At 63.8% G+C, this 21342-nt stretch carries 22 protein-coding genes and 1 tRNA gene; 14 read left to right on the top strand and 9 right to left on the bottom strand.

Features of this window, described 5'->3' with window-relative positions; translation table 11 throughout:
- Positions 1 to 74 precede the first annotated feature (74 nt).
- Genes ACWPMZ_RS11270 through ACWPMZ_RS11285 form a run of 4 tightly spaced genes read right to left on the bottom strand, consistent with a single transcriptional unit; the run spans position 75 to position 4296 of the window.
- Positions 75 to 578: an aromatic-ring-hydroxylating dioxygenase subunit beta gene (locus ACWPMZ_RS11270; protein WP_455704101.1), complete on the bottom strand. Its 504-nt coding sequence runs from the start codon at positions 576 to 578 to the stop codon at positions 75 to 77.
- Positions 575 to 1921, bottom strand: coding sequence for an aromatic ring-hydroxylating oxygenase subunit alpha (locus ACWPMZ_RS11275; protein WP_455704102.1), 1347 nt, complete (start codon positions 1919 to 1921; stop codon positions 575 to 577). The genes ACWPMZ_RS11270 and ACWPMZ_RS11275 overlap by 4 nt, the downstream gene beginning before the upstream one ends.
- 54 nt (positions 1922 to 1975) lie before the next feature.
- Positions 1976 to 2887 carry an SDR family oxidoreductase gene (locus ACWPMZ_RS11280; protein ID WP_455704103.1) on the bottom strand — a complete coding sequence of 304 codons (912 nt, stop codon included), beginning with the start codon at positions 2885 to 2887 and terminating at the stop codon, positions 1976 to 1978.
- Positions 2884 to 4296: an aldehyde dehydrogenase gene (locus ACWPMZ_RS11285; protein ID WP_455704104.1), complete on the bottom strand. Its 1413-nt coding sequence runs from the start codon at positions 4294 to 4296 to the stop codon at positions 2884 to 2886. Before ACWPMZ_RS11285 ends, ACWPMZ_RS11280 begins: the two co-directional genes overlap by 4 nt.
- Positions 4297 to 4642: 346 nt before the next feature.
- Here ACWPMZ_RS11285 and ACWPMZ_RS11290 point away from each other — a divergent pair, with 346 nt between their 5' ends.
- The 7 genes from ACWPMZ_RS11290 to ACWPMZ_RS11320 all read left to right on the top strand — a co-directional run bounded on the left by ACWPMZ_RS11290 (position 4643) and on the right by ACWPMZ_RS11320 (position 12716).
- Positions 4643 to 5554 carry a LysR family transcriptional regulator gene (locus tag ACWPMZ_RS11290; protein ID WP_455704105.1) on the top strand — a complete coding sequence of 304 codons (912 nt, stop codon included), beginning with the start codon at positions 4643 to 4645 and terminating at the stop codon, positions 5552 to 5554.
- 147 nt (positions 5555 to 5701) lie between these two features.
- Positions 5702 to 6202: a 2,4'-dihydroxyacetophenone dioxygenase family protein gene (locus ACWPMZ_RS11295; protein ID WP_455704106.1), complete on the top strand. Its 501-nt coding sequence runs from the start codon at positions 5702 to 5704 to the stop codon at positions 6200 to 6202.
- 2 nt (positions 6203 to 6204) lie between these two features.
- The gene (locus tag ACWPMZ_RS11300; RefSeq protein ID WP_455704199.1) at positions 6205 to 6933 is read left to right on the top strand and encodes a nuclear transport factor 2 family protein; all 729 of its coding nucleotides are present in this window, start codon (positions 6205 to 6207) and stop codon (positions 6931 to 6933) included.
- A 39-nt stretch (positions 6934 to 6972) separates the two neighbouring features.
- Entirely contained in the window at positions 6973 to 8646 is a 1674-nt protein-coding gene (locus ACWPMZ_RS11305; protein WP_455704107.1) for a GMC family oxidoreductase, read from the top strand.
- Between the two features lie 91 nt (positions 8647 to 8737).
- Positions 8738 to 11209: a TonB-dependent receptor gene (locus ACWPMZ_RS11310; RefSeq protein ID WP_455704108.1), complete on the top strand. Its 2472-nt coding sequence runs from the start codon at positions 8738 to 8740 to the stop codon at positions 11207 to 11209.
- 77 nt (positions 11210 to 11286) lie between these two features.
- Entirely contained in the window at positions 11287 to 11679 is a 393-nt protein-coding gene (locus ACWPMZ_RS11315) for a nuclear transport factor 2 family protein (RefSeq protein ID WP_455704109.1), read from the top strand.
- A 95-nt stretch (positions 11680 to 11774) separates the two neighbouring features.
- Positions 11775 to 12716, top strand: coding sequence for an alpha/beta hydrolase (locus ACWPMZ_RS11320; RefSeq protein WP_455704110.1), 942 nt, complete (start codon positions 11775 to 11777; stop codon positions 12714 to 12716).
- A gap of 72 nt (positions 12717 to 12788) precedes the next feature.
- Here the strand turns inward: ACWPMZ_RS11320 and ACWPMZ_RS11325 are convergent, their stop codons facing one another.
- Positions 12789 to 13685 (bottom strand): LysR family transcriptional regulator, encoded by an 897-nt coding sequence (locus ACWPMZ_RS11325; protein ID WP_455704111.1) that lies wholly within the window; start codon positions 13683 to 13685, stop codon positions 12789 to 12791.
- 76 nt (positions 13686 to 13761) lie between these two features.
- Between ACWPMZ_RS11325 and ACWPMZ_RS11330 the strand changes: the two genes are divergently transcribed.
- The 5 genes from ACWPMZ_RS11330 to ACWPMZ_RS11350 are packed head-to-tail and all read left to right on the top strand — an operon-like array spanning position 13762 to position 17117.
- The gene (locus ACWPMZ_RS11330) at positions 13762 to 14625 is read left to right on the top strand and encodes an aldo/keto reductase (RefSeq protein WP_455704112.1); all 864 of its coding nucleotides are present in this window, start codon (positions 13762 to 13764) and stop codon (positions 14623 to 14625) included.
- A gap of 14 nt (positions 14626 to 14639) precedes the next feature.
- Positions 14640 to 15794, top strand: a complete 1155-nt coding sequence (locus ACWPMZ_RS11335; RefSeq protein WP_455704113.1) for an aldo/keto reductase — start codon at positions 14640 to 14642, stop codon at positions 15792 to 15794.
- Positions 15791 to 16384 carry a flavodoxin gene (locus ACWPMZ_RS11340; protein ID WP_455704114.1) on the top strand — a complete coding sequence of 198 codons (594 nt, stop codon included), beginning with the start codon at positions 15791 to 15793 and terminating at the stop codon, positions 16382 to 16384. The genes ACWPMZ_RS11335 and ACWPMZ_RS11340 overlap by 4 nt, the downstream gene beginning before the upstream one ends.
- Positions 16385 to 16434: 50 nt before the next feature.
- Positions 16435 to 16881, top strand: coding sequence for a carboxymuconolactone decarboxylase family protein (locus ACWPMZ_RS11345; protein WP_455704115.1), 447 nt, complete (start codon positions 16435 to 16437; stop codon positions 16879 to 16881).
- 59 nt (positions 16882 to 16940) lie between these two features.
- Positions 16941 to 17117 (top strand): hypothetical protein, encoded by a 177-nt coding sequence (locus tag ACWPMZ_RS11350; protein WP_455704116.1) that lies wholly within the window; start codon positions 16941 to 16943, stop codon positions 17115 to 17117.
- A gap of 100 nt (positions 17118 to 17217) precedes the next feature.
- On the opposite strand, the gene ACWPMZ_RS11355 is transcribed toward ACWPMZ_RS11350, so the two are convergent.
- From ACWPMZ_RS11355 to ACWPMZ_RS11365, 3 genes are all read right to left on the bottom strand, one after another.
- Positions 17218 to 17391 (bottom strand): helix-turn-helix domain-containing protein, encoded by a 174-nt coding sequence (locus ACWPMZ_RS11355; protein WP_455704200.1) that lies wholly within the window; start codon positions 17389 to 17391, stop codon positions 17218 to 17220.
- A 190-nt stretch (positions 17392 to 17581) separates the two neighbouring features.
- Complete coding sequence (locus ACWPMZ_RS11360; RefSeq protein ID WP_455704117.1) at positions 17582 to 18721, bottom strand: tyrosine-type recombinase/integrase; 1140 nt, start codon at positions 18719 to 18721, stop codon at positions 17582 to 17584.
- Between the two features lie 141 nt (positions 18722 to 18862).
- A tRNA-Ser gene (locus tag ACWPMZ_RS11365) sits at positions 18863 to 18952 on the bottom strand.
- A 167-nt stretch (positions 18953 to 19119) separates the two neighbouring features.
- On the opposite strand from ACWPMZ_RS11365, the gene hspQ reads away from it, so the two are divergent.
- Complete coding sequence (gene hspQ, locus ACWPMZ_RS11370; RefSeq protein ID WP_455704118.1) at positions 19120 to 19500, top strand: heat shock protein HspQ; 381 nt, start codon at positions 19120 to 19122, stop codon at positions 19498 to 19500.
- 3 nt (positions 19501 to 19503) lie between these two features.
- On the opposite strand, the gene ACWPMZ_RS11375 is transcribed toward hspQ, so the two are convergent.
- A complete protein-coding gene (locus tag ACWPMZ_RS11375; protein ID WP_455704119.1) occupies positions 19504 to 20370 on the bottom strand; it encodes an ABC transporter permease in 867 nt (288 codons plus the stop codon).
- An 83-nt stretch (positions 20371 to 20453) separates the two neighbouring features.
- Here ACWPMZ_RS11375 and ACWPMZ_RS11380 point away from each other — a divergent pair, with 83 nt between their 5' ends.
- On the top strand, positions 20454 to 21119 hold the full coding sequence (locus ACWPMZ_RS11380) for a GcrA family cell cycle regulator (protein ID WP_455704120.1): 666 nt from the start codon (positions 20454 to 20456) through the stop codon (positions 21117 to 21119).
- Positions 21120 to 21342 lie beyond the last annotated feature (223 nt).

The raw sequence follows: 21342 nt of genomic DNA on the forward strand, positions 1-21342 counted from the left end.
AAACTATTCTTCGACCGCGCCAGCAAGCCGGCGTGAGCGCGCAGAGGCGCGAGGTGCCGGCACCCTTAGGGCGGTCATATGCTGTAGAAGTCGACGACCGTGGGGATGACGTCGTTCAAGAGGAGAATCTTCTTGCGCGCAATCCGCCACTCGCCGCCGGTCCGCCGCAGGCCGTAGTCGTAGTGGCCGAAGAAGACATGGCTGCGCTGCGCTCGCGCGTCAAACAGGTGTACGGTAAAGCTGGCCGCCGCAACGCCATCGTCCGGCCTCGCGACATCGACCCTCACGTTGCTGACAGCGTGCACCACCCGCGGGAGGGGGCTAGATGCGACCGACGTGCCCGAGCGCAGCCGCCAGACACGGTCCTCGAGATTGCGCCGGCCACGATAGTAGATCAGCGAAAGCTCGGTGTCCGGATTGGAAATTGGAGTGGTTTCGTCGCGCCACGCCGGCATCCAGAACTCGCAATCGCTCTCGTAAAGCGCCAGCCATTCGTCCCACTCGCGGCGATCGAGATGGGCGGCTTCGCGGAACAGCAAGTCCTCCGCCTCTGCCCGCGTCAGCGCGGGGCCGGTCATGCTCCGGCTCCGGCCATGCGGCGCACCCATTCGCGATAGTAGCCGTGAAACAGGGATTCGTCACCGAGCTGGCCGCCGGCGATCACATTGCGCTGGGGCTCCATGGCAATGGCTTCGGAGAAGACGTTGCCTCCGGCCTGGGTGGCAGTCATGCCGCGCGCGCAGCCCTGAAGCCAGGGCTCGACCCGGCTGGCGAAGCCACGCTGGCAGTTCTCGTAGGTGACCGTGTCATCGGGAGTGGCGAGGCCGCTCGGATTAAAGAAATCCTCGTATTGGCGGATGCGCTGTCGGCGAGCGGCGGCGCTCTCGCCCTTGGGCGCGATGCACCAGGTGCGCATCTCGGTCTTTCCGGCCGTTAGCGGGCGGATCACCCGGAGCTGGCTGGAAGCATTCTCGGCTATCTGCACATTGGGAAAGATGGTCAGGTTGCGCATGTTGAACATCCAGTCGCGCTTCGCCTCTCCGTAAGCGGCCGCGAGCCGTTCCGCGCTTTCGAATAGGGGGGTAGCTTCGGACACGCCCATCAGCCCCCAGTTGAGCACATGGCCGTGATCGAAGGTGAAGGTGCCGCCGCTGACATTCTCGGCCTCGTTACCCTGCCAGAAGCTGCTGCTGGCCAGGCTCGAGCGGACCACTGACGCGTCTTCCTGCGTCTGTCGCTTTTCCAGCACGCGGATGTAGGAGGGGTGGGTCGAGGTGAAGTGGTACTGGTCCGAGCAGTTCTCTAGCTGGAGCTTCCAATTGCCCTCGTAAGTGAACGTCACCCCGCCGGGCACCAGCTCCAGTCCTTCGTCACTCTGATCGGCTACCAGGTCGAGCAGCTTCGCCGCCTCGCCGAGATGTTCAGCTAGAGGCGGCACCTCCGGAACCAGGCTGCCAAACAGAAAGCCGCGATATTCCTCAAATGCCGGGAGCCGAGCGAGATCGTGGTTTTCATTGTCGAAGGCTTCGGAGTAACACCCCGATCTCTTCCACTTGATGTTCTTGTTGCGGCCGGCGCTATCGAAGGTCCAGCTGTGATAGGCGCAGACGTGAAGCCGGGCGTTTCCCGCACCGGTCTGCGCGATCATTGCACCGCGATGGGGGCACGAGTTGACGAACCCGCCAAGCGTGCCCTCTCCATTGCGGCTCACCAGTACCGGGACGCGCCCGACGGTGGTGGTGAAGAAGTCATGCGGGTTCGGCGCTTGGCTGGCAATGCCAAGAAAAACCCATCCGCCTTCGAATATCCGGCGCAATTCCAGGTCGAAGACATCGCGATCGTCATAGATCGCGCGGTTCACGCGAAAGACGCCATCAGCCGGGCGATCGTCGATCAGTTCTGCAAGTCGCCCGCCGATCACTTCGTTTCTCCCTGCTCTCGACGACCCTTCGAGCCGCGATCTCACCTCGCTGGATCAGGCTGCGGCGAGCTCGTCGCGGCGTTCCTTGACCATGTCGCGCAGCGAACGCGGCTTGCGTCCGGTGAGGCGCTCGACGTCATCAGTGCACACCGCCAGGTAGCCTTCGCGCACCGCCGCCTCGACCGAGACCATGTCGTCGGATGACCACGGGATGGAGTTCACCACCTGGTCCGGCACTGCCTCGCGGGGAATCCCGAGGCTGTCGAAGAAGTCATACATGCCCTCGTCGTCGACCACGACGTATTCGATCGGGTGCCCGGTCGCCTGGGAGATTATGGCCGCGATTTCGCGGAACGACAGCAGCTCCGGCCCAGTGATGTTGTACAGCTTGTCCTCGTGGCCGTCTTCGGCAAGCACCGCCACGGCCGCGGCGACGCAATCGGTCCGCGCGACCTGGGCCAACTTGCCGTCGGCGGCCGAGGCGATCCATCGGCCAGCCCGCACGGCATGGGGTGCCTGCGCCTCAATGACTGCGTCGATGTACTGGCTGTTTCTCAAAATGGTCCAGCGCACGCCGGACTCTTTGAGCAGCTTCTCGGTCCCGCGATGGTCGGAAACCGCGAGCGAGGGATTGGGCCCGTCGGTGCCGACGTAGCTGGTGTAGACAATGTGCTTCACGCCCGCGGCGACCGCCGCTTCGATGGCGTGCTTGTGCTGGGGGATGCGACTGCCGACCTTGCTGGCGCTCATCAGCAGCATCTTCGTGCCACCTTGAAACGCCGTCGCGAGCGATTCCGGATCGTCATAGTCGCCGCGGCGGACTTCGCACCCGCGCGCCGCGAAATCGGCAAGTTTGCGCGGGTCGCGCGTTACCAGGATCAACTGATCCGCAGCGACGCGCTCAAGAAGGCCCTCCACGGCCGCGCGCCCGAACTGGCCTGAGGCCCCGGTGATGATCAGTTTCATGCTGCTGCTCCGGCGCGTTCCAGGAGGATGGATTTCAGTTCTGTGTAGGACATGACCCCCTCAATGCCGCCCTCTCGTCCGACGCCCGACTGCTTGAAGCCGCCGAAGGGGAGGTATGGATCAAAGCGGAAGGCATTGTGGCAGACGGTGCCGGTGCGCATGCGCCGCGCGATGCGGTAGGCAGTGTCGGTGTCCTTAGTGAACACCGCGCCAAACAATCCGAAATCGCTGTCGTTGGCCAGGCGGATCGCCTCCTCTTCGTCCTCGAACTTCAGGACGGAGAGCACGGGCCCGAAGATTTCCTCTTGGGCGATGCGCATGGAGCAGCCGACATTGGTGAACAGCGTCGGCTCAATATACCACCCGTTCGGCAGGTGGCTCGGTCGGCCACCGCCGAACGCGAGGGTCGCGCCCTCGGCCTGGCCGATAGTGATATACTCCTCCACCCGCGCACGCTGCCGCTCCATGGCGAGCGGGCCGAGATCGACCCCAGGCGTGAACGGGTCGCCGATGCGCACCTTTTCCATCTCAGCGCGGATCAGCTCGACCAGCTTGTCGTGCACTTCGCTCGCCACGATCACGCGGCTGAGCGTGGCGCAAACCTGGCCGGCGGACATAATTATGGTCTGCGTGAGGATCTGGGCTGCGGATTCGAGATCGGCATCCGCCATCACCACCGCGGGCGATTTGCCACCGAGCTCGAGCGTGTAGCGGGCCAGTCGCTCGCCGCAGACTTGCGCCACCCGCTTGCCTGCCACAGTCGACCCGGTCAGGCTGACCTTGTCGACGCCAGGGTTCTGGACGAGATGGTCGGAGGCTTCGCGTCCTGCCGGCACCAGGTTGATAACGCCCGGGGGAATGCCGGCATCCTCGGCGGCTTCGGCGATGATGTAGGCTTCGAGTGGCGTTTCCGGCGACGGCTTCATGATCACGGTGCAGCCGGCGAGCAAGGCGCCAGCAACCTTGCTGATCATGATGCCGAACGGGTTGTTCCACGGCGCGATGGCGACCGCCACGCCGACAGGCTCGCGTACAACCAGGGCTTCGCCTACGCCGTCGGCGGGAACCTGCCGGGTAATGAACGGAAATTCGTCGGCGAGATCGGCATAATACTTCAGCGTAAACATCCCGCCGCCGATCACGAAGGGAGCGACGCTCGACAGCGCTCCGATCGTGTCGACCCAGGCGCTGACGATCTCAGGCACGCGGCGCTCGAGAGCAGCATGAAGACGGGCCAATGCCTCGCTCCGGGCCTGGGGCGAGAGGGTCGGCCACTCGCCGCCGTCGAAAGCGGCTCGCGCCGCAGCCACCGCTGCATCCATGTCGCGAGCGGTCGCCTCGGCCACAGTGGCGATCACGGCCTCGCTGTGGGCAGATACCACGTCGATCGTGCCCCCGCGCGCGGGCATCACCCATTCCCCGCCGATGTACAGGCGGTCGGGATGCCGGAGCTTCACGCCGCATTGGGGCGTGCCCGGATCGGCTATCGCGTCCATCCGAGACCCCCTTGCCGAAGGGTGCAACTAGGAGTGCGGATTGTGCCCGACACGTCGCGCGGGCAGGTAGTGCCTGTCTGGTCCATCGTCTCTCCTGGCCTGCCGCCGCGTTTTCCGGCGATTATCGGCCTTGCGGTATGGGCTGCCGAGCGCTCGTCGCGCGCCCGGTCGCGTCGCTCCTGATTGGCCTACGGTGATGTTGCCGGGAAGGTCACCAACGACTAACGGGTTATAGGTTTTCCCCAATCACCAGAGCCCGATGATCACTCTCAGGCAGCTTCAGGTCCTAGTCGAGGTTGCGCAGAGTGGCAGCTTCCGCCGATGTGGGGAGAAGCTCGGCCTGTCGCAGGTCTCGGTCAGCGAGCATGTCCGCTCGCTGGAGGCGCGCCTCGGCGTAGCGCTGTTCGAGCGTCGTCCGGGCGCAGCTCCTGTTCTCACTGAGAAGGGCCGGATTGCGCTGCTGCGGGCGGAACAGGCCCTGGCGATTGTCTCAGACCTGGTTGCGGAAACCAGCCCGACGGCTACGGGCCGCACCCTCCGATTGGCCATCCATTCGTTTCTCATGGGGGACCTTCCTCCGGTGCTCGACCGATTCCGGGAACGGCATCCGAAGATTTGCCTCGACATCGACACCGACGTCCATTCGCCTGAGGCGGCCAAGGATCTCGTGGAGCAGAAGAAGGCGGATATCGCCTGCTTCTTTGCCCGCTCTACCTCGCTCCCCGGTACGCAACATATCAGGGATGAGAAGCTTTCCGTCTTCGTTGGCGAAAAGCACCCCTTTGCATCGCGCACGGAAGTCTCCCCTCAGGAGCTGTCAGCCGAGCCGGCGTTGAGGCTTACGGAACGCAATCCGCTCGGGTTGCTGGTTTCCGAAGCGCTTGCGTCAGTCGGAATCGAACAAAGCCGGGTTGCCCTCCAGACCGATGAGTTCGGCCTCCTCCTCCACGCAGTGCGGTCCGGCCTCGGGTACGCCTGCATGTTCGAGGCGAGCCGCGACGAGCTGCGTGACATGGGGCTGCGTCCGGTAAATGTTTCCCTGGCTCTGCCGAGCCTCAACGTGCTCCTCATTGTGCGGCCAGCAGTGGCCGCTGATCGCGTGGCTGCCGAGCTCATCCGCGACCTGACCGAAGCGTGGCGCCCTGCTGCCGAACCAATGGGCAACCGTTAGTCTCAGCCTAACACCCGTTCGGTTCTAACCGGCTTCCGCAGTCCTCACGCGGCCCTAATCCTCCGGCTCGAATGACCTACCGGGCGTGGACCCGGTGGCTTTCGGCGGGTGCGCGAGCGTTCTCGTGATGACCTTTGAGAGGGTGCCATGATTGTTCCGGAATCTTTCCATTCTGCTTCGGATGCGTTGCCGTGGGCCGATAATTGGGCCGGCGACCCGGGGATCAAGCTGAAGCTCCTGATGGCCGACATCGAAGGCGGTCGTTATGCCGTCCGCATGCTGTTCGCGCCGGGCCTGAAGGTCGCGCCGCACAAGCACAGCGGCGAGATCCACGCGTTCACCTTCGCCGGCGAGTGGGCCTATCTCGAGTATCCGGGCAGCCCTTCAAATCGCGCGGGCTCGTACCTGTTCGAACCGCCGGGCAGCACCCACACGCTCAAAGTCGCGGATGACGTCGAGGGTCTCACCGACGTCCTGTTCATCATGTACGGCGCCATGCTGCATCTGGGAGATGGCGGAGAGATACTGGGCGTCACGGACGCCGAGAGCGTGCTCCGCGAATATCCCGAGCTGCTCCGTCAACAGGGAAAGAAGCTGCCAGAGGTCCTGCCGGTCGGCGGCTCAATGACCTATCGGCGGTTCGCGTGACTATGGACCTCGAGGCCGAGCTGGGCGCCCTTCGCGCTATCGTGCAGCGTCAGAGCGAGGCGCTTGCGCAAGCCTCGCAGCGGATCGCCCTGCTCGAGGATAAGAACGAGATCGAACGGCTGCAGTACGCCTACGGGTACTTCATCGACAATCGCATGTTCCGCGAAATGGTCGACCTGTTCGCGGACGAAAATCCCTGGATCGAGATCGGCGAGCGCGGGCGCTACTTTGGGAAGGAGCGCATTCACGAGTTCCTCCTGCTGGTGCTCGGCGGGGGTCGCTGGGGACTTGCCCAAAACGAGGTCATCAACCACGTCCAGCAGCAGCTGCTGATCACGGTCGATGATGAAGGCATGCACGCTCGCGCCAGGGCGCGGGCCGAGGTTCAGGGCAATTCCCCGCCCGATACGCCCAATTTCCTGTTCGCCGACGGCATCTACGAGAACGACTACGTGAAGGAGGGCGGCCGTTGGAAGATCCAGGGCATCCGCGTAACCATGACCTTCTACGCCGCGCTGGAGCGGGCGAAGATCTGGTTTCCGACGGCACCGCCTAGCGAGAACCTCCCGCCCGACCAGGCCAGCGTTCCGCGCATCGAAGCGCTGGGCCGACAGTTCAACGAGTTCCGCTGGCCCCATCCCATCACCGGGCTGCCGCTACCCATTCCGGTGTCCGATCCCGCGAAGGGGAATGCGGGCGGCGGCGGGATCGCTCAGGTCACCTCGCAATAATGGCCCTCCCACATCGGAATGGTCGGGCCGGCTAGACCCATGACCTTTGCAGGCGAGGCATTTCCCGGCGTGTCCGAGGAGTCCGACGTGATCGTCGTCGGCGGCGGCTCTGCTGGCTGCGCGATGGCGTCCCGGCTCGCGGACGCGGGCTTTTCGGTGCTGCTTGTGGAAGCCGGCAAGTCGGATCGCGACTTGCGTCTGATGGTGCCAGCACTGACGATCGCAGCCGTTCATAATCCCGAATTCGACTGGGGGTTTCCGGCCGAACCCGATCCGTCGATCGGCGGCCGGGCAGACAAATGGCCCGCCGGCAAGCGGCTCGGCGGCGGCAGCGCCATCAACGGCATGATCTATGTCCGTGGCCATCGTTGGGATTACGATCGGTGGGCAGAACTGGGCGCGACGGGATGGAGCGCCGACGACGTGCTTCCCTACTTCGCCCAGATGGAGACGAGCGATCGAAGCGGCCGAGGCCGTGGGAACTGCGGCCCGATCTCGGTTGTCGCCAACCGGGTTCACTACCCGATCGTCGATGCCTTCATCGATGGGGCGGTAAGCTACGGAGTCCCTCGCAATCCCGATCACAACGGGGCGCTTTCGGGGGAAGGCACCGACTATTCGCAGACCACCCAGCGCGGCGGCATGCGGTGCAGCTCGGCGCGGGGATATCTTCGCTCGGGCCCGCAACGGTCCAACCTCGCGGTCATGACCGAGGCGCTAGTGCGTCGCATCGTGATCCATGACGGGCGCGCAACGGGAATTGAGGTTGATCACGGAGGCACGACACGCACCCTGAAGGCTCGCAATGGCGTGGTCCTCTGTGCGGGGTCCATGAACTCTCCGCGCCTTCTCATGCTCTCCGGCATCGGGCCGGCGGACCATCTGCGTGAGCACGGCCTACCAGTTGTGGCCGACCTGCCCGGCGTCGGGGCCAATTTGCAGGAACATGTGGGCACGCACATTGTCGCCCGCGTCCGGGGGGCGACGGTCAACAGCGATTCGCGCGGACTGGCGGCGCTTCGCGAGGGGCTGAAATACGTCCTTCAACGGAGCGGCGCGGTCAGTAGCTCAATGTGCCACGCCCAGGCCTTCGTGCATTCGGGCCCGGGTCTGCCGGTGCCGGATCTCCAGATTTCCTTCACCGCCTTCGCGTTCGACATCAACGACGTCGGGCGCGCGGTTCTGCGCAAAGAGCCCTCCATCAGCTTGACGATCTGCCTCGCGCGCCCCGGCAGCCGCGGGCGCATTTCGCTACGCTCAGCCGATCCGTCGGAGCCTCCAGTCATCCAGCACCAGCTGCTCGGCGATCCTGCTGACATCGAAAAGCTTTCCCGCGGGGTGGAGATCGGTCGCGAAATCCTCAACCAGCCGGCGATCGCGCCCTACATTATCGAGGAACTACGCCCCGGCCCCGCGGTGCAGGCGGCCGATTTGCCCGAATACCTGCGTGCCGCGTCGATCCCTCTCTACCACCCCGCCGGGACCTGCCGGATGGGGCAAGACAGCGACGCGGTCGTCGACCCCGACCTGAAAGTGCATGGAGTGGACGGGCTGTGGGTCGCCGACGCCTCGGTGATGCCGACCCTTCCGATCGGGAACACCAACGCCACCGCCATCATGATCGGGGACAAGGGTGCGGATCACGTCCTGAAGTCGCTGCGGCGCAATGCCGCTGCGCGGGGCCAGGTAATCGCAGCGGGAGCGAACTCGTGACCACCCCGGCCGTGGCGCTGCGCGCCGGCATTACCGCAGGCCCGCGGATTAAGAAGTCATGGTCTTACAACAACATTTGGGAGGTTATTCGATGCGTACTGGGTTGATCGTCGGTTATCGGCCGGGATTGCTCGCTCTTGCCGTAGCGCTCGCCTCCGCGAGTTCTACCGCGCATGCCCAAGCGGAGGAGCAAGCGTCGCCACCGCAAGGCAGCGCTGCCCAGGATGGAGCGGCCGCTAGCAACGCCAATACCGCCGCAGGAACCTCCGACGCGGCTCCGGAATTGACCGGCGGGGACATCGTCGTCACCGCCCAGTTCCGCAATCAGCGGCTGCAGGACACGCCCATCGCCATCACGGCGGTGTCGAGCGACATGCTCGAGGCGCGCAGCCAGACAAGCATCGTCGATATCGGCCAGTTCGCACCCAGCGTGAACCTGTCCGAAGGGGCCGGCATCCAGGCAAACTCCATCTCCGCCTTTATCCGCGGGATCGGCCAGGAACAGGGCGGCTTTGCCTTCGAGCCCGGCGTCGGCATCTACATCGATGACGTCTACTACGGCACAACCTTCGGCGCGGTGCTCGATTTGACCGATCTCGACCGGGTTGAGGTCCTGCGCGGCCCGCAAGGGACCCTGGCGGGAAAGAACTCGCTCGGCGGCGCGATCAAGCTGTTCTCGAAGAAGCCCGATGAGGCCGGCGGTGGCTTTGTCGAGGCGACATACGGATCATATGATCGGATCGACCTGCGCGCGAGTGCCGGCTTCACCATCGCCGAGGGCCTCTATGCCCGTGTGTCTGGGGTCGAAAACCATCGCCGCGGATTCTTCAAAGAACTCGACTACGGTTGCGTCAATCCGACCGGCGGAATCCCGGCGGGCACGTCAGCCGATGATTGCGTGACTGGGCTTGAAGGCGGCCGCGACCTGGTCGCCTTGCGTGGTGCGCTCCGGTACGCACCGGCCGGGTCGCCGCTCGAGATCAATGTGATCGCCGACGTGTCGCGAAGCGTTCCCGGCCCGGTGCCGACCAAGCTCACCTTTGCCAACAGCCCGCTGGTTCGCAGCTATGTCGCGGGCAATCCGATGGCGGGCATTCCGCTCGACAGCCGCTTCTTGGCCGGCGCGGAGAGCTACACGAACTACGCCAATTTCTCAGAGGCGGGAAATTACACCACGGTGTTCGGCTTCCCTTATCAGGTCGCGCCGGGGGTATTTACCGACGACGTCGAGAACAGCGCCAACGCGTGGGGCATTTCCGGCACGATCGATTACGAGCTGTCGGGCGATCTCAGCCTGAAGTCGATCACCGCGTATCGCGAGGCGTCGGGCACGACGGTCAACGATCCGGACGCGTCGCCAGTCAATCTCCTTAAGCAGAACCTCACGAACGTGCACGAGCAGTTCACCCAGGAGCTGCGTCTGACGGGCAAGGTGGGCGATTTCGCGGATTTCACGGTCGGCGGCTTCTATTACACGGCGGACGATCTGGCGGACTACCGGGTCCAGATTCCAATCTTCCTGTACGACTTCCAAACCAATGATCCGGTCAGCAACCGGAGCGTGGCGGGGTTCGTCCATCTCGAACTTCACCCCACCGAAAGCCTGAACATCATCGGCGGGCTGCGCTATACCGACGACGAGAAGACCTATACCTTCCACCGCACGAACCCGGACGGCTCGCCAGTCGGAACGCAGTTCGCCGGCGGCAGTCCGCTGCCGCTCAACTTCCTGCTTGTCGGACTCGATGGACTCTCCTCGACCTACAGCGGCGATCGCATCGACTACCGGATCGGAGCGAACTATCGCTTCAGCGATGCGCTGATGGCCTATGCGCAGGTCTCGACCGGCTACAAGGGCGGCGGCATCAATCCGGCACCGTTCGTGCCCGATCAGGTTCAACCCTTCGGCCCGGAAGAACTCATCACCTATGAGGCGGGCTTCAAGGCTGACTTCTTCGGCCGGGTGCTGCGGCTCAACGGGGCAGCCTTCGTCAGCGATTACAGCAACATTCAGCGGATCGTCTATTTCTGCCCGGGAAGTGCCAGCCCTCAGTGCGGCCAGACGACCAACATCGCCGACGCGCGATACAAGGGCCTCGAGCTGGAGACAGTGTTTCGTCCGATCGATGGCCTGACGATCGATGGCTCACTCGCCTATCTGGACGCCGAATACACCCAGATCATCAATCCCAACGCCTTGGTGACCCTGGACATGGTGCCTCCGTTCGCAAGCGAATGGCAGGCTTCGGCCGGAATCGAATACGCTATTGAGCTCAATGGCGCGGGACGGATCATCCCGCGTGCTGACTGGTCCTACCTGTCCGAGTTCTACTACCAAGCGGTGAACCACCCCTTCAACCTGATCCCCAGCCGAAGCCTTATCAACGCACGCGTCTCCTACGAGAGTGAGGATGGAGACTGGACGGTGAGCGCGTCAGTCACCAACCTGGCCGACGAATTCTATTATGTCGGCGCGGCCGAAAGTATCGCGGCGCTGGGGAACGCTACCGGTATCGTCGGTCGTCCGCGCGAGTGGGCCCTCACGGTGCGCAGAAAGTTCTGATCGGCAAATGACATGGCGGCGCGGCGATCCGATCGCTGTGCCGCCCTTCCTCCTGAAGCGAAGATGGCGGGATTGCGATGAACCGGGAAGATTATGATCGGTATGCGGCGAGCTTCAATGCGCGCGACTATGACGCGGTCTTCGACTTCTACGATACCAACCCGCAAATCTCGTTCTTCGGCGTGGAGATCAGAACGCGTGAAGAGCTCAAGCGCTTCTATGGCTTCCTCCACCAGTACGTCCGCGAATCCGTGACGGTTGAGCGCTTTGCAGCCAGCGATGAACTTGCCGCCGTCGAAGGGATTGTCCGCGTCGAGGGGATCCAGGATCTCAATCCGGAGACGCTGGAAGCGCACGGCTATGGCCAACTGTTTCCGATCAAGGCGGGCGAGGTGCAGGAAATGCGGCAGTACATTCATTACCATCTGAAGGACGGCAAAATCACCGGCGTCGGCTGCGCGTTGGTCTGATGCCCCGATTGTCTTCCGTCGCCTAGCTTGAGGATCCGAATGTGACAGAAGCTTGTTCACTGGCTCCGCTGCTGGTCCCGGAAAGAAAAATTCCTGTGCCCACGTCGCTGAGTCCCGAAGCACAGGCCGTGCTTGCGATGGCGGCAACGCGGCCAATCGATTGGCCCGCATATCCGGGTCTTTCGGACCGCGCAGCGTGGCTGGCGTATGCCGAGGCGTGCGATACCAACATGCGGGCGATGGTTGACACCATCCCGCAGGATGAGGCGGTCACCACCAGCACCGTCCCTCTTGGCCACTCGAACTGCTTCTTGGCGAGCGCCGGCACGGACGACGCCGACCGGGTGGTCTTGGACATCCATGGCGGCGCCTTGATCGGAGGCGGCGGGGTTTTGTGCGAGCGGATGGCGGGCCGCCTTGCGGCATCGCTACAGGCCACAGTCTATGCGCCCGACTACCGGATGCCGCCGCTCCATCCGTTTCCCACGCCGCTGGACGACTGCATGGAGGCTTACCGCTATGTACTGGCTTTCCACTCGCCCGACCAGGTGATCGTGCACGGCAGCTCGGCCGGTGGAAACCTTGCTGCCGCGATGATGCTCCGCTCGGTGCAGGAAAGCTTGCCGCTGCCGGCCGCCATCATCCTGGAAACTCCGGAGCTCGATCTAACCGAGTCGGGCGACACGTTCGAGACGAACATGTACATCGACACCGTGCTTGGACGAGGGCTCGGGCCCGTCAATGCGCTCTACGCGGCTGGGCACGATCCGGCCGACCCACTGCTCTCTCCGCTCTTTGGCGACTTTGCCCGCGGGTTTCCGCCGACCCTGCTGACCGCCGGGACCCGCGACCTGTTTCTGTCGAATGCCGTGCGCATGCTCCACCGGCTCAGGGAGGCCTCCGTCCCGGTGGAATTGCTCGTCTACGAAGCGATGCCGCATGGCGGCTTTTTCGGCACGCCCGAGGACCGGGCGGTCGAGAAGGACCTCAAGCTCTTTGCCGACGCGACTTGGTCCCGCACCTCGGGCAAGTCGTGACGTACGTGCGCAACTGCTAACATGTCGGCGCCCGGGACGCCGACTTCCCTTTCGACAACCCCGTCCCCGCGATTATCCTGGGCGGTACCGAAGCGCTTCGACCAGCAGAGCAAACGCCGAAGAGGCGTGGCGCCGGCTGGGATAGTAAAGATGATAGCCGGAAAACGGTTCGCACCAGTCCTCGAGCACGCGAACCAGGCGGCCCTCTGCGACATGCTTCAGCGCCAGGTCTTCCGGCATGTAGGCGACGCCAAGGCCATCCACCACGCTTGCCAGACGCATCGCCGCGTTGTTGAAGACCAGTTGGCCTTCGACCCGAACTCGCAACTCGCGGCCGTTCTTTTCGAAATCCCAGATCGACAATCCGCCATAGGTGGGCAGGCGGATGTTGATGCAGTTGTGAGCGGTGAGATCCTGCGGTGTGACCGGGCGCGGGTGCTTCTCGAAATATGCCGGAGCAGCCACCACTGCCATGCGCATGTCCGGTCCGATCGGCACCGCGATCATGTCCTTGGCAACCTGTTCGCCCAGTCGGACACCTGCATCGTAACCCTCGGCAACGATGTCGGTCAGCCCATAATCGATGACGATTTCCACCTGGATATCCTGGTGGTCCGGAAGGAGACGCTTCAATACCGGCTGCAGCACCGTGAGTGCGGGATGTTCACCGGCAGTGATCCGAATTGTACCAGCCGGCTTGTCCCGCAGCTCGCCCAGCGCGGACAATTCCTGCTCGATCTCCTGAAACCTGGGTGCGAGCGTCTGCAGCAGCCGCTCCCCGGCCGGAGTTGTCGATACGCTGCGGGTGTTGCGGGTGAGAAGCCGCATGCCGAGGTGGGCCTCCAATCCTTTGATCGTCTGACTGAGAGCGGATTGCGAGACCCCAAGCTTCGCCGCCGCGCGCGTGAAGCTGCGCTCCTGCGCTACGGCGACGAAGGCGGCCAGATTGTTGAAATTTTCGGCCATCATCCATTAGCCTACCTAATCGGGCTTTCCCGATTATGGCTCCTAATCACAAAGCGATATTGGGTCTACATAGTGGTTCATGACCAGCACCATTCCCCTCGTCACCCTAAACAACGGCGTTGAGATGCCCCTCCTTGGATTCGGCGTGTTCCAGGTGCCCGACCCTGCCGAATGCGAACGCAGCGTGCACGACGCGATCGAGGTTGGCTATCGCCTGCTCGATACCGCGGCGTCCTACGGCAACGAGGAAGCGGTTGGCGCAGCGATCGCCAATAGCGGCCTCGATCGCTCCGAGCTGTTCGTCACGACCAAGCTGTGGGTCGAGGACGCCAGCTACAATGGGGCCAAGGCAGCATTCGAACGCTCGCTTAACAAGCTCCAGCTCGACTACCTGGACCTCTACCTGATCCACCAGCCGTACGGCGACGTTTACGGTGCATGGCGGGCGATGGAGGACCTGCATCGCGCCGGGAAGGTCCGCGCGATCGGCGTGAGCAACTTCTATCCCGACCGCCTGGTGGACTTCGTGCTGCACAACGAGACCGCTCCGGCGGTCAACCAGATCGAAATCCACCCGTTCCACCAGCAGGCAGAGGCTCAGGCGATCCTCGAGGAAAACAACGTCCAGACCCAGGCTTGGGGGCCCTTCGCCGAGGGCAAGAACGGGCTGTTCCAAAACGAGCTGCTCGCTTCAATCGGGAAGAAGCACGGCAAGAGCATCGCCCAGGTGGTGCTGCGCTGGCTGACCCAGCGCGGCATCGTCGCGATCCCCAAGTCGGTTCGGAAGGAACGAATGGCGGAGAACTTCGCGATTTTGGACTTCGAGCTCGACACGGACGATCTAGCGAGGATCGCCACACTCGACCAGAAGACTAGCAGCTTCTTCGACCATCGCGACCCAGCGATGGTGAAGTGGCTGGGCACCCGCAAACTCGACGCATGACGAGAGGCCCCTCCATGACGCATGAACCCACAGTAGAGCTCGGCCGTCGTGGCTTCCTCGGCCTTGCCGGTGCGCTCGCCGCAGCACCCTTGCTCGCCGCAGCACCCTTGCATTCAGCTGCCGCGCAAGCGGCCGGAGAAGAGCGCAATACTTTGGTAAAGGGACGCCGGAGACTGGGTACTCTCGAGGTCTCGAGCATCGGACTCGGGGTCCAGAACAACTTCCGCAAGTACACGACCGAGACTCCCTATCGGCCGGAACAGGTCGCCCTGATCCGCACCGCGTACGATCATGGCGTAACCTTCTTCGATTGCGCCGAGGCCTACGGACCGCACCATTGCGAGCGTATTCTCGGCGAGGCGATCCAGCCCTTCCGCGACAATGTGGTCATCACCTCGAAGTTCGGCTGGAACATCGACCAGGAAACCGGCGAGCGGCGGCCAGGCCTCAACAGCCAGCCGGACCACATCAAACGCGTGGTCGACGGAATGCTGCAGCGCCTGCGGACAGATCGTATCGACCTCCTCTACCAGCACCGTGTCGACCCGGCAGTTCCGATCGAGGACGTCGCGGGTGCGGTGCAGGACCTCATGCGCCAGGGCAAAGTCCGTCATTGGGGCCTGTCAGAAATGGGCCTCCAGACGCTGCGCCGCGCCCACTCAGCGCTGCCGGTAACCGCGGTCCAGAGCGAGTACTCGATGCTCTGGCGCGGCCCCGAGCAGGAAGTGCTTCCGCTGTGCGAGGAGCTCGGCATCGGCTTCGTGCCGTGGAGTCCTCTGGGGGTGCAGTTCCTCACCGGCTGGATCGACGCCCAGACCCGCTTTGCGCCAGGCGACATCAGGGGCGCGGAGACCCGGTTCTCACCGGAGAACCTGCCGCACAACCTGCAACTGGTTGAGGTGCTGAAGCAATGGGCGGAGCGCAAGCAGGCCGCGCCCGCCCAGATCGCGCTCGCCTGGCGGATGGCACAAAAGCCTTGGATCGTGCCGATCCCGGGCAGCACCGTCGCCGCGCACGTCCTGCAGAATAATGGCGCGACCGACGTCACCTTCACTGCCGGAGAGCTGGCCGAACTCGACGCGGCGGTTCGCGCGATCGAGGTCCGAGGGCAGCGTCTGCCCGACCAGGTCCTGGTGTTCTCGGGCGTGGACGCGCCGCCGCGTCGATGACCACTCCGAGCGATCTATCGCGAAGAACGCTGCTGGCGATGCCTGCAATCCTGACCATGACCGCGGGCGCTGCTGCCTGCGCGCAACCGGCTAGCATCGCCGCCGGGGGCAGCTCGCGGTTGCTCGTCGCGTTCTTCACGCGCTCGGGAAATACGCGGGTGATCGCGGGCACCATCCAGAGGGCGCTGAACGCCAATCTGTTCGAGATACAACCGGCGAGGCCCTATCCTGCCGATTACGAGGAAACGGTCGCGCAGGCCGAGGGTGAGCGTGACAGAGGGTACGAGCCGCCTCTGGCAGCCGCAGTGCCCAACCTGCGGAGCTACGAAAGCATCTTTCTCGGCTTTCCCATCTGGGGAGAGACAGCGCCGCCCATCATCCGATCGTTCTTGCGCGCCCATGACCTCTCGGGACGTACCTTGCGCCCGTTCATCACGCACGGCGGCTACGGTCTCGGCAACAGCCTCGCCGTCCTCGCCGAACATGCGCCGGGCGTGCGGATCGAGGCGCCATTCGTGATGGAAGCAGACCAGGAGCGGCGCACGCTCACTCAGGTTCGCGGCTGGCTCGATCAGGTCGACCTGCTGTGACCTTGGTGAGCCCACGTGCAAGAGGGGGTGCGATCGTGGGAGAGGGGCGGATGAAAGGCTTATTCGCGTTCGTGGCTGCCGCCGTTGTAGCTCTTCCTGTTGGCCTGCTCGCAACCCAGACCCATGCGCAATCGGCCGAAAATAGCCCCGATTCCGCCGGACAGCCCCGGCCCTCGGGTCCGCAGCAACAGCGCCTAGCGCCGGGATTGGCCCAACTGACCGACGAAGTCTTGTTCGGGCAGGTCTGGCCGAGCGCTGAGCTGTCGCAGCGCGATCGCAGCCTCGTCGTCATGTCGACCCTCATCGCAACGGGCAAGACGGCGCAGCTAAGCGGTCATCTGGGCCGGGCGCTTACGAACGGGGTGACGCCGGTCGAAGCCTCGGGTGTCCTTGCCCACCTCGCGATGTACTCGGGGTGGCCGAATGCCGTGTCGGCGCTCAGCGTCTATGAGCAGGTCTACACGGGGCGCGGCATCGATACGCCCCGGTCGAGATAGTGCTGGACTCGCCTGTCACCCGGCCCGACGGCATGCGAGCGGCCAATGGGAAACTGTTTGTGGCCGAGAACGGCGGCGGCAGAGTGATTTATCTGACCCTCACCGGCGACACCGCGAAAGTCACCGTGGTGAAAGAAGGTCTGCAGCAGCCGACAGGAGTCGAGCCGAAGGGCGACAGCCTTTGGTTCAACGAACTTCGCACCGGGAAAGTGTGGTCGGTCGCGCTGCCCGGCTGATATCAATGCGCGGTTCGCAATGTCCGCTTTCGCGTGGCGGATCAGCAACCGCTTAGGTCGAAGATGGGCGCGAAGCAGACGTACTGAGCTTGGTAAAGCCTTAGCCTCTCGCACCGTCATTGGCGCGCATGTTTTGCATCCAAACTTCGGCGTCAATCCTGGCGATCCTCGTTGAACGCCCGAACTTCACCAAACGAAGACGTCCTGCATTCACTTCCCGGTAAAAGCTCGTGCGGCTGATGCGGTACATTTCCAAGAAGTCAGGGACCGTCATTAACTCAGGAACTGCCAACCCACACTCTCCCTAAAACCTCGCTGCCGAATCGGGGAACGAGGCGAGGAGAATGCCTGCCATCATCAGAGAAAGCTCGTCAAGACACAAGCATTTAATTTGTGCTAGAGAGTCAGTTTGGTTCATTATCTTCCACTTGATAGTACGGACTACTTTCCATCATGGCTACACCTCACCCGCAGTAGTTCGACCATTCATCCATGAGTTGCGTCCGCTGCTTCCGACGATCAGAACGAAGGTAGGCCGCCTCGGTCTTGTCCGAGTTCACATGAGCCAATGCGACTTCTGCCAACTCCCGGGGGTAGGATGTCTGTTCCGCGACCCAGTCGCGAAACGATGATCGGAAACCATGCACCGTCTCCGTTCGGCCCATGTTCCGCAGGACTTTAGTTAGCGTCATATCGCTGAGCGGCTTTCCACGGCCGGCTCCGGGGAAGACGAACGAGCCCTCGCCACGTGCGTAGGGTTTCATCCGTTCGAACACAGCGAGGGCCGACTTGGACAACGGCACGATGTGCTCGCGACCCCCTTTCATACGCTCTGCTGGTATGGTCCAAATCTGCCGATCCAGATCCACCTCGTCCCAGGTGCATTTGCGGACCTCGCCGGAGCGGGCAGCTGTCAAGATGACTGCCTCAAGAGCGAGCCGTCCCACGCCCTCCCGTTCTCGCAGTTGGATCATGAGATCCGGCAGCTGCGCGTAAGGCACCGCGGCGTGGTGCTTTACCCGGTCCCTTTGCTTCGGAAGTGACTTGTCGATCACGGGGAGTGCGAGGCCGGTGTCGCGGAAGCCCTTGGCGACAGCCCAGTCGATTATCGTATTGATCCGTTGGCGCAATCGCCGAGCAGTCTCGGGCTTCTCGAGCCAGATCGCAATGAGCGCATCGCGGACCGCAGGCGCCTCCACCTCCGACACGGAAACGTCGCCGAGCGCCGGAAACGCGTAAGCTTGCAGCGTGGCGAGCCACTGGGCCTGGTGCTTCCCGTTCTTCCACCCCTTCTTGTGCTCGGTATGGACTTGGACGGCAGCCTCGCGGAAAGTAGGTATGCCGCCCCGCTTCCGCCGCTCCAGAACCGGGTCGATCCCAGCCTCGACTTGGGAACGCACGAGTGCCGCACGCTCTCGCGCTAGCTTGAGCGGAACCTTCGCGGCGCTCCCCAGCCCCACATCGCGGCGGCGACCATCCTTCTGAATCCGAACGATCCAGCTCTTTGCGCCGCCTTGACCAACAACAAGGTACAGGCCGTCACCGTCGCCATAGCGACCTGGTCTCTCGGCAGCCTTCACTGCCAAAGCGCTGAGCCGCTTCATGTGCTGCTTACCCACATTCTTACCCACACCATAGCGCGGCTGTGGGGGAACATCAAGGCATCTCCTGGCACGTTATGCCGGAAGATTTGTCCTATTCGCAAACACTTAGGGTCTGGAGGGGGTCACCCTGAAACAGGCATCTGGCGGAGAGGGTGGGATTCGAACCCACGTTACGGTTGCCCGTAAACCGCATTTCGAGTGCGGCGCATTCGACCTCTCTGCCACCTCTCCGCGAGGGCGCTGCTGCGCCCGAAGGCGCCTGGCGGGCCGGAAAGCCGGGCGGTTAGCGGATGGTCGATGGGTTGCCAAGCCCTTGCATCTCCGCCCGCGTCATTATTCGGGGATCGTCTCCGGACGCGCGCTTGTTTCGCCCGGCATGGATTTCTATATCGGGCCAGATGGACCGTTCGACGTTCTATTCCCCGCAGGCGGGTCGCCGGATTGAAATGCCGCGCAACGCGATCGCACGCTTCGCGATCGGGGACGTGGTCAAGCATCGGCTGTTCGACTTTCGCGGCGTCGTGTTCGATGTCGATCCGGTCTTCGCCAACAGCGAGGAGTGGTACGAGGCCATTCCGCAGGATATGCGCCCCCGGCGCGAACAGCCCTTCTACCATCTCCTGGCCGAGAACGAGGAAAGCTCCTACGTCGCTTACGTCAGCCAGCAGAACCTGCTGAGCGACAGCGCCGGCGGTCCGGTCGACCATCCGAGCGTGGAAGAGCTGTTCGAAAGCTTTGCCGACGGCCGTTATCGCCTGCGCCGCAAGCTGCGGCACTGAGGCTCAGCTCTTCAGCTTCCAGCCGCTCTTGAGCAGGCGATAGGTCGCATAACCGAACACCAGATTGAGCAGGCCGACGCCGACCGCCGCGCCGATCACCGCCTGGTTGGTGTTGCCGATGTCGCTTTCGCCCAGGAAGCCGAAGCGGAACCCGCTGATCATATAGAAGAACGGGTTGGCGCGGCTGATGGCTTGGAACAGCGGCGAGAGATTGCTGATGACGTAGAACGTGCCCGACAGCAGCGAGAGCGGCGCGACTACGAAATTGGTCACTGCGGCCGCATGGTCAAACTTCTCGGCCCACAGGCTGGTCACCAGGCCCAGCAGGGCGAGGAAGCCGGCTCCGTTGAGCGCAAACCAGACGACAGCCCACGGGTGCGCCATGCCGACGTCGACCCCAGGCCACAGCGCCATGGCCAGCCACAGGGCCAGCCCCACCAGCACCGCCCGCGTCACCGCGGCGGCGACGATGCCGATCATCAGTTCGGCGTTCGTCAGCGGCGGCATCAACAGATCGATGATCGTCCCCTGGATCTTGCCGGCCAGCAGGCTGAAGCTGGAATTGGCGAAGGCATTCTGCATCATGCCCATCATGATCAGCCCGGGGGCGACGAAGGATGCGAAGGAAACACCCAGGATCTGGCGGTCCCCACGCCCCATCGCCACGGTGAAGATGACGAGAAACAGCAAGGTCGTTACGGCCGGTGCCCAGATCGTCTGGGTGTGGACCTTGAGAAACCGCCGCACCTCCTTCATATAAAGGGACCACAGCCCGATCCGGTTGAAACCGTGTATCTGCGGCTGCCCCTTGGGCGGAAACGTGCGCCGCGGCATCTCGTTTGTCGGGAAGGGTTGGGCTTGATCGGCCATTGGGCGCCGGTTATCGGCCCGTCTTCCCGCTGGCAAGCCCGGCGCGGCGCTTCCGCGCGCGATTGAAGGTATTACGAACGCACATGAGCTGGACCGACGAACGTATCGCCACTCTGACGAAGATGTGGGAAGGCGGCGCCACCGCGAGCCAGATCGCCGACGAGCTGGGCGGAGTGTCGCGCAACGCCGTGATCGGCAAGGCGCACCGGCTGGGGCTCAAGTCCCGCCCCTCGCCGGTCAAGCCGAACGACGACAAGGAAGAAGCGAAGACCGCCGAACCCGCGAAGCAGGCGGTAAAGGCGAAGCCCAAGCCTGTCGTTCCGCGCGCGCCGCAGGCGCCTGCCCCGCGCGCTCCTGTTGCAGCAAGCGCTGCTGTACCCAGCCAACCCCTGCCCAATCCGTCGCCGGATCGGCCGAAGATCGTTTCGGTCGGACCCGGGGGCTTCCTGCGCCAGGGTCCGGGCGATCAGCAGGCGCCGATCCCGCCCGCCCCGCCGCGCCGGCTGGTGCCCGCCAAGCCCAACCCCGAGATCGCCGACAAGACCAGCCTGCTCGATCTCAACGATCGCGTCTGCCGCTGGCCGATGGGCCATCCGGGCGAAGCCGACTTCCACTTCTGCGGGGTGAAGGTGAACCCGGGGTTCCCCTATTGCGTCGAGCATTGCGGACGGGCCTATCAGGCACAGCTGCCGCGCGGCGCGCGCCGGCCCCCTCCGCCCTTGCCGTTCGGCGGGCCGCGGGTTCGCTGACCCCGCGGGCCGGGCCACCTGCAATCGTCGAGGAAAAGAGGCCGCGCGTCCGACGGACCCGTTAGGGTGGGCCGTTCGGGACACGCGGCCTTGCAATAGTATGGCGCCCCCGGGCTCGGGTCCGGGGGCGCCGGGAATCTTCGCGTGCTTCACGGTGCGACCCGAAGGGCCGCGATGTCATCCCGTATATTCCCCTAGCCAAATATTCGCGGCAGTCCATGTC

This window comes from Tsuneonella sp. HG222 (assembly GCF_053819185.1).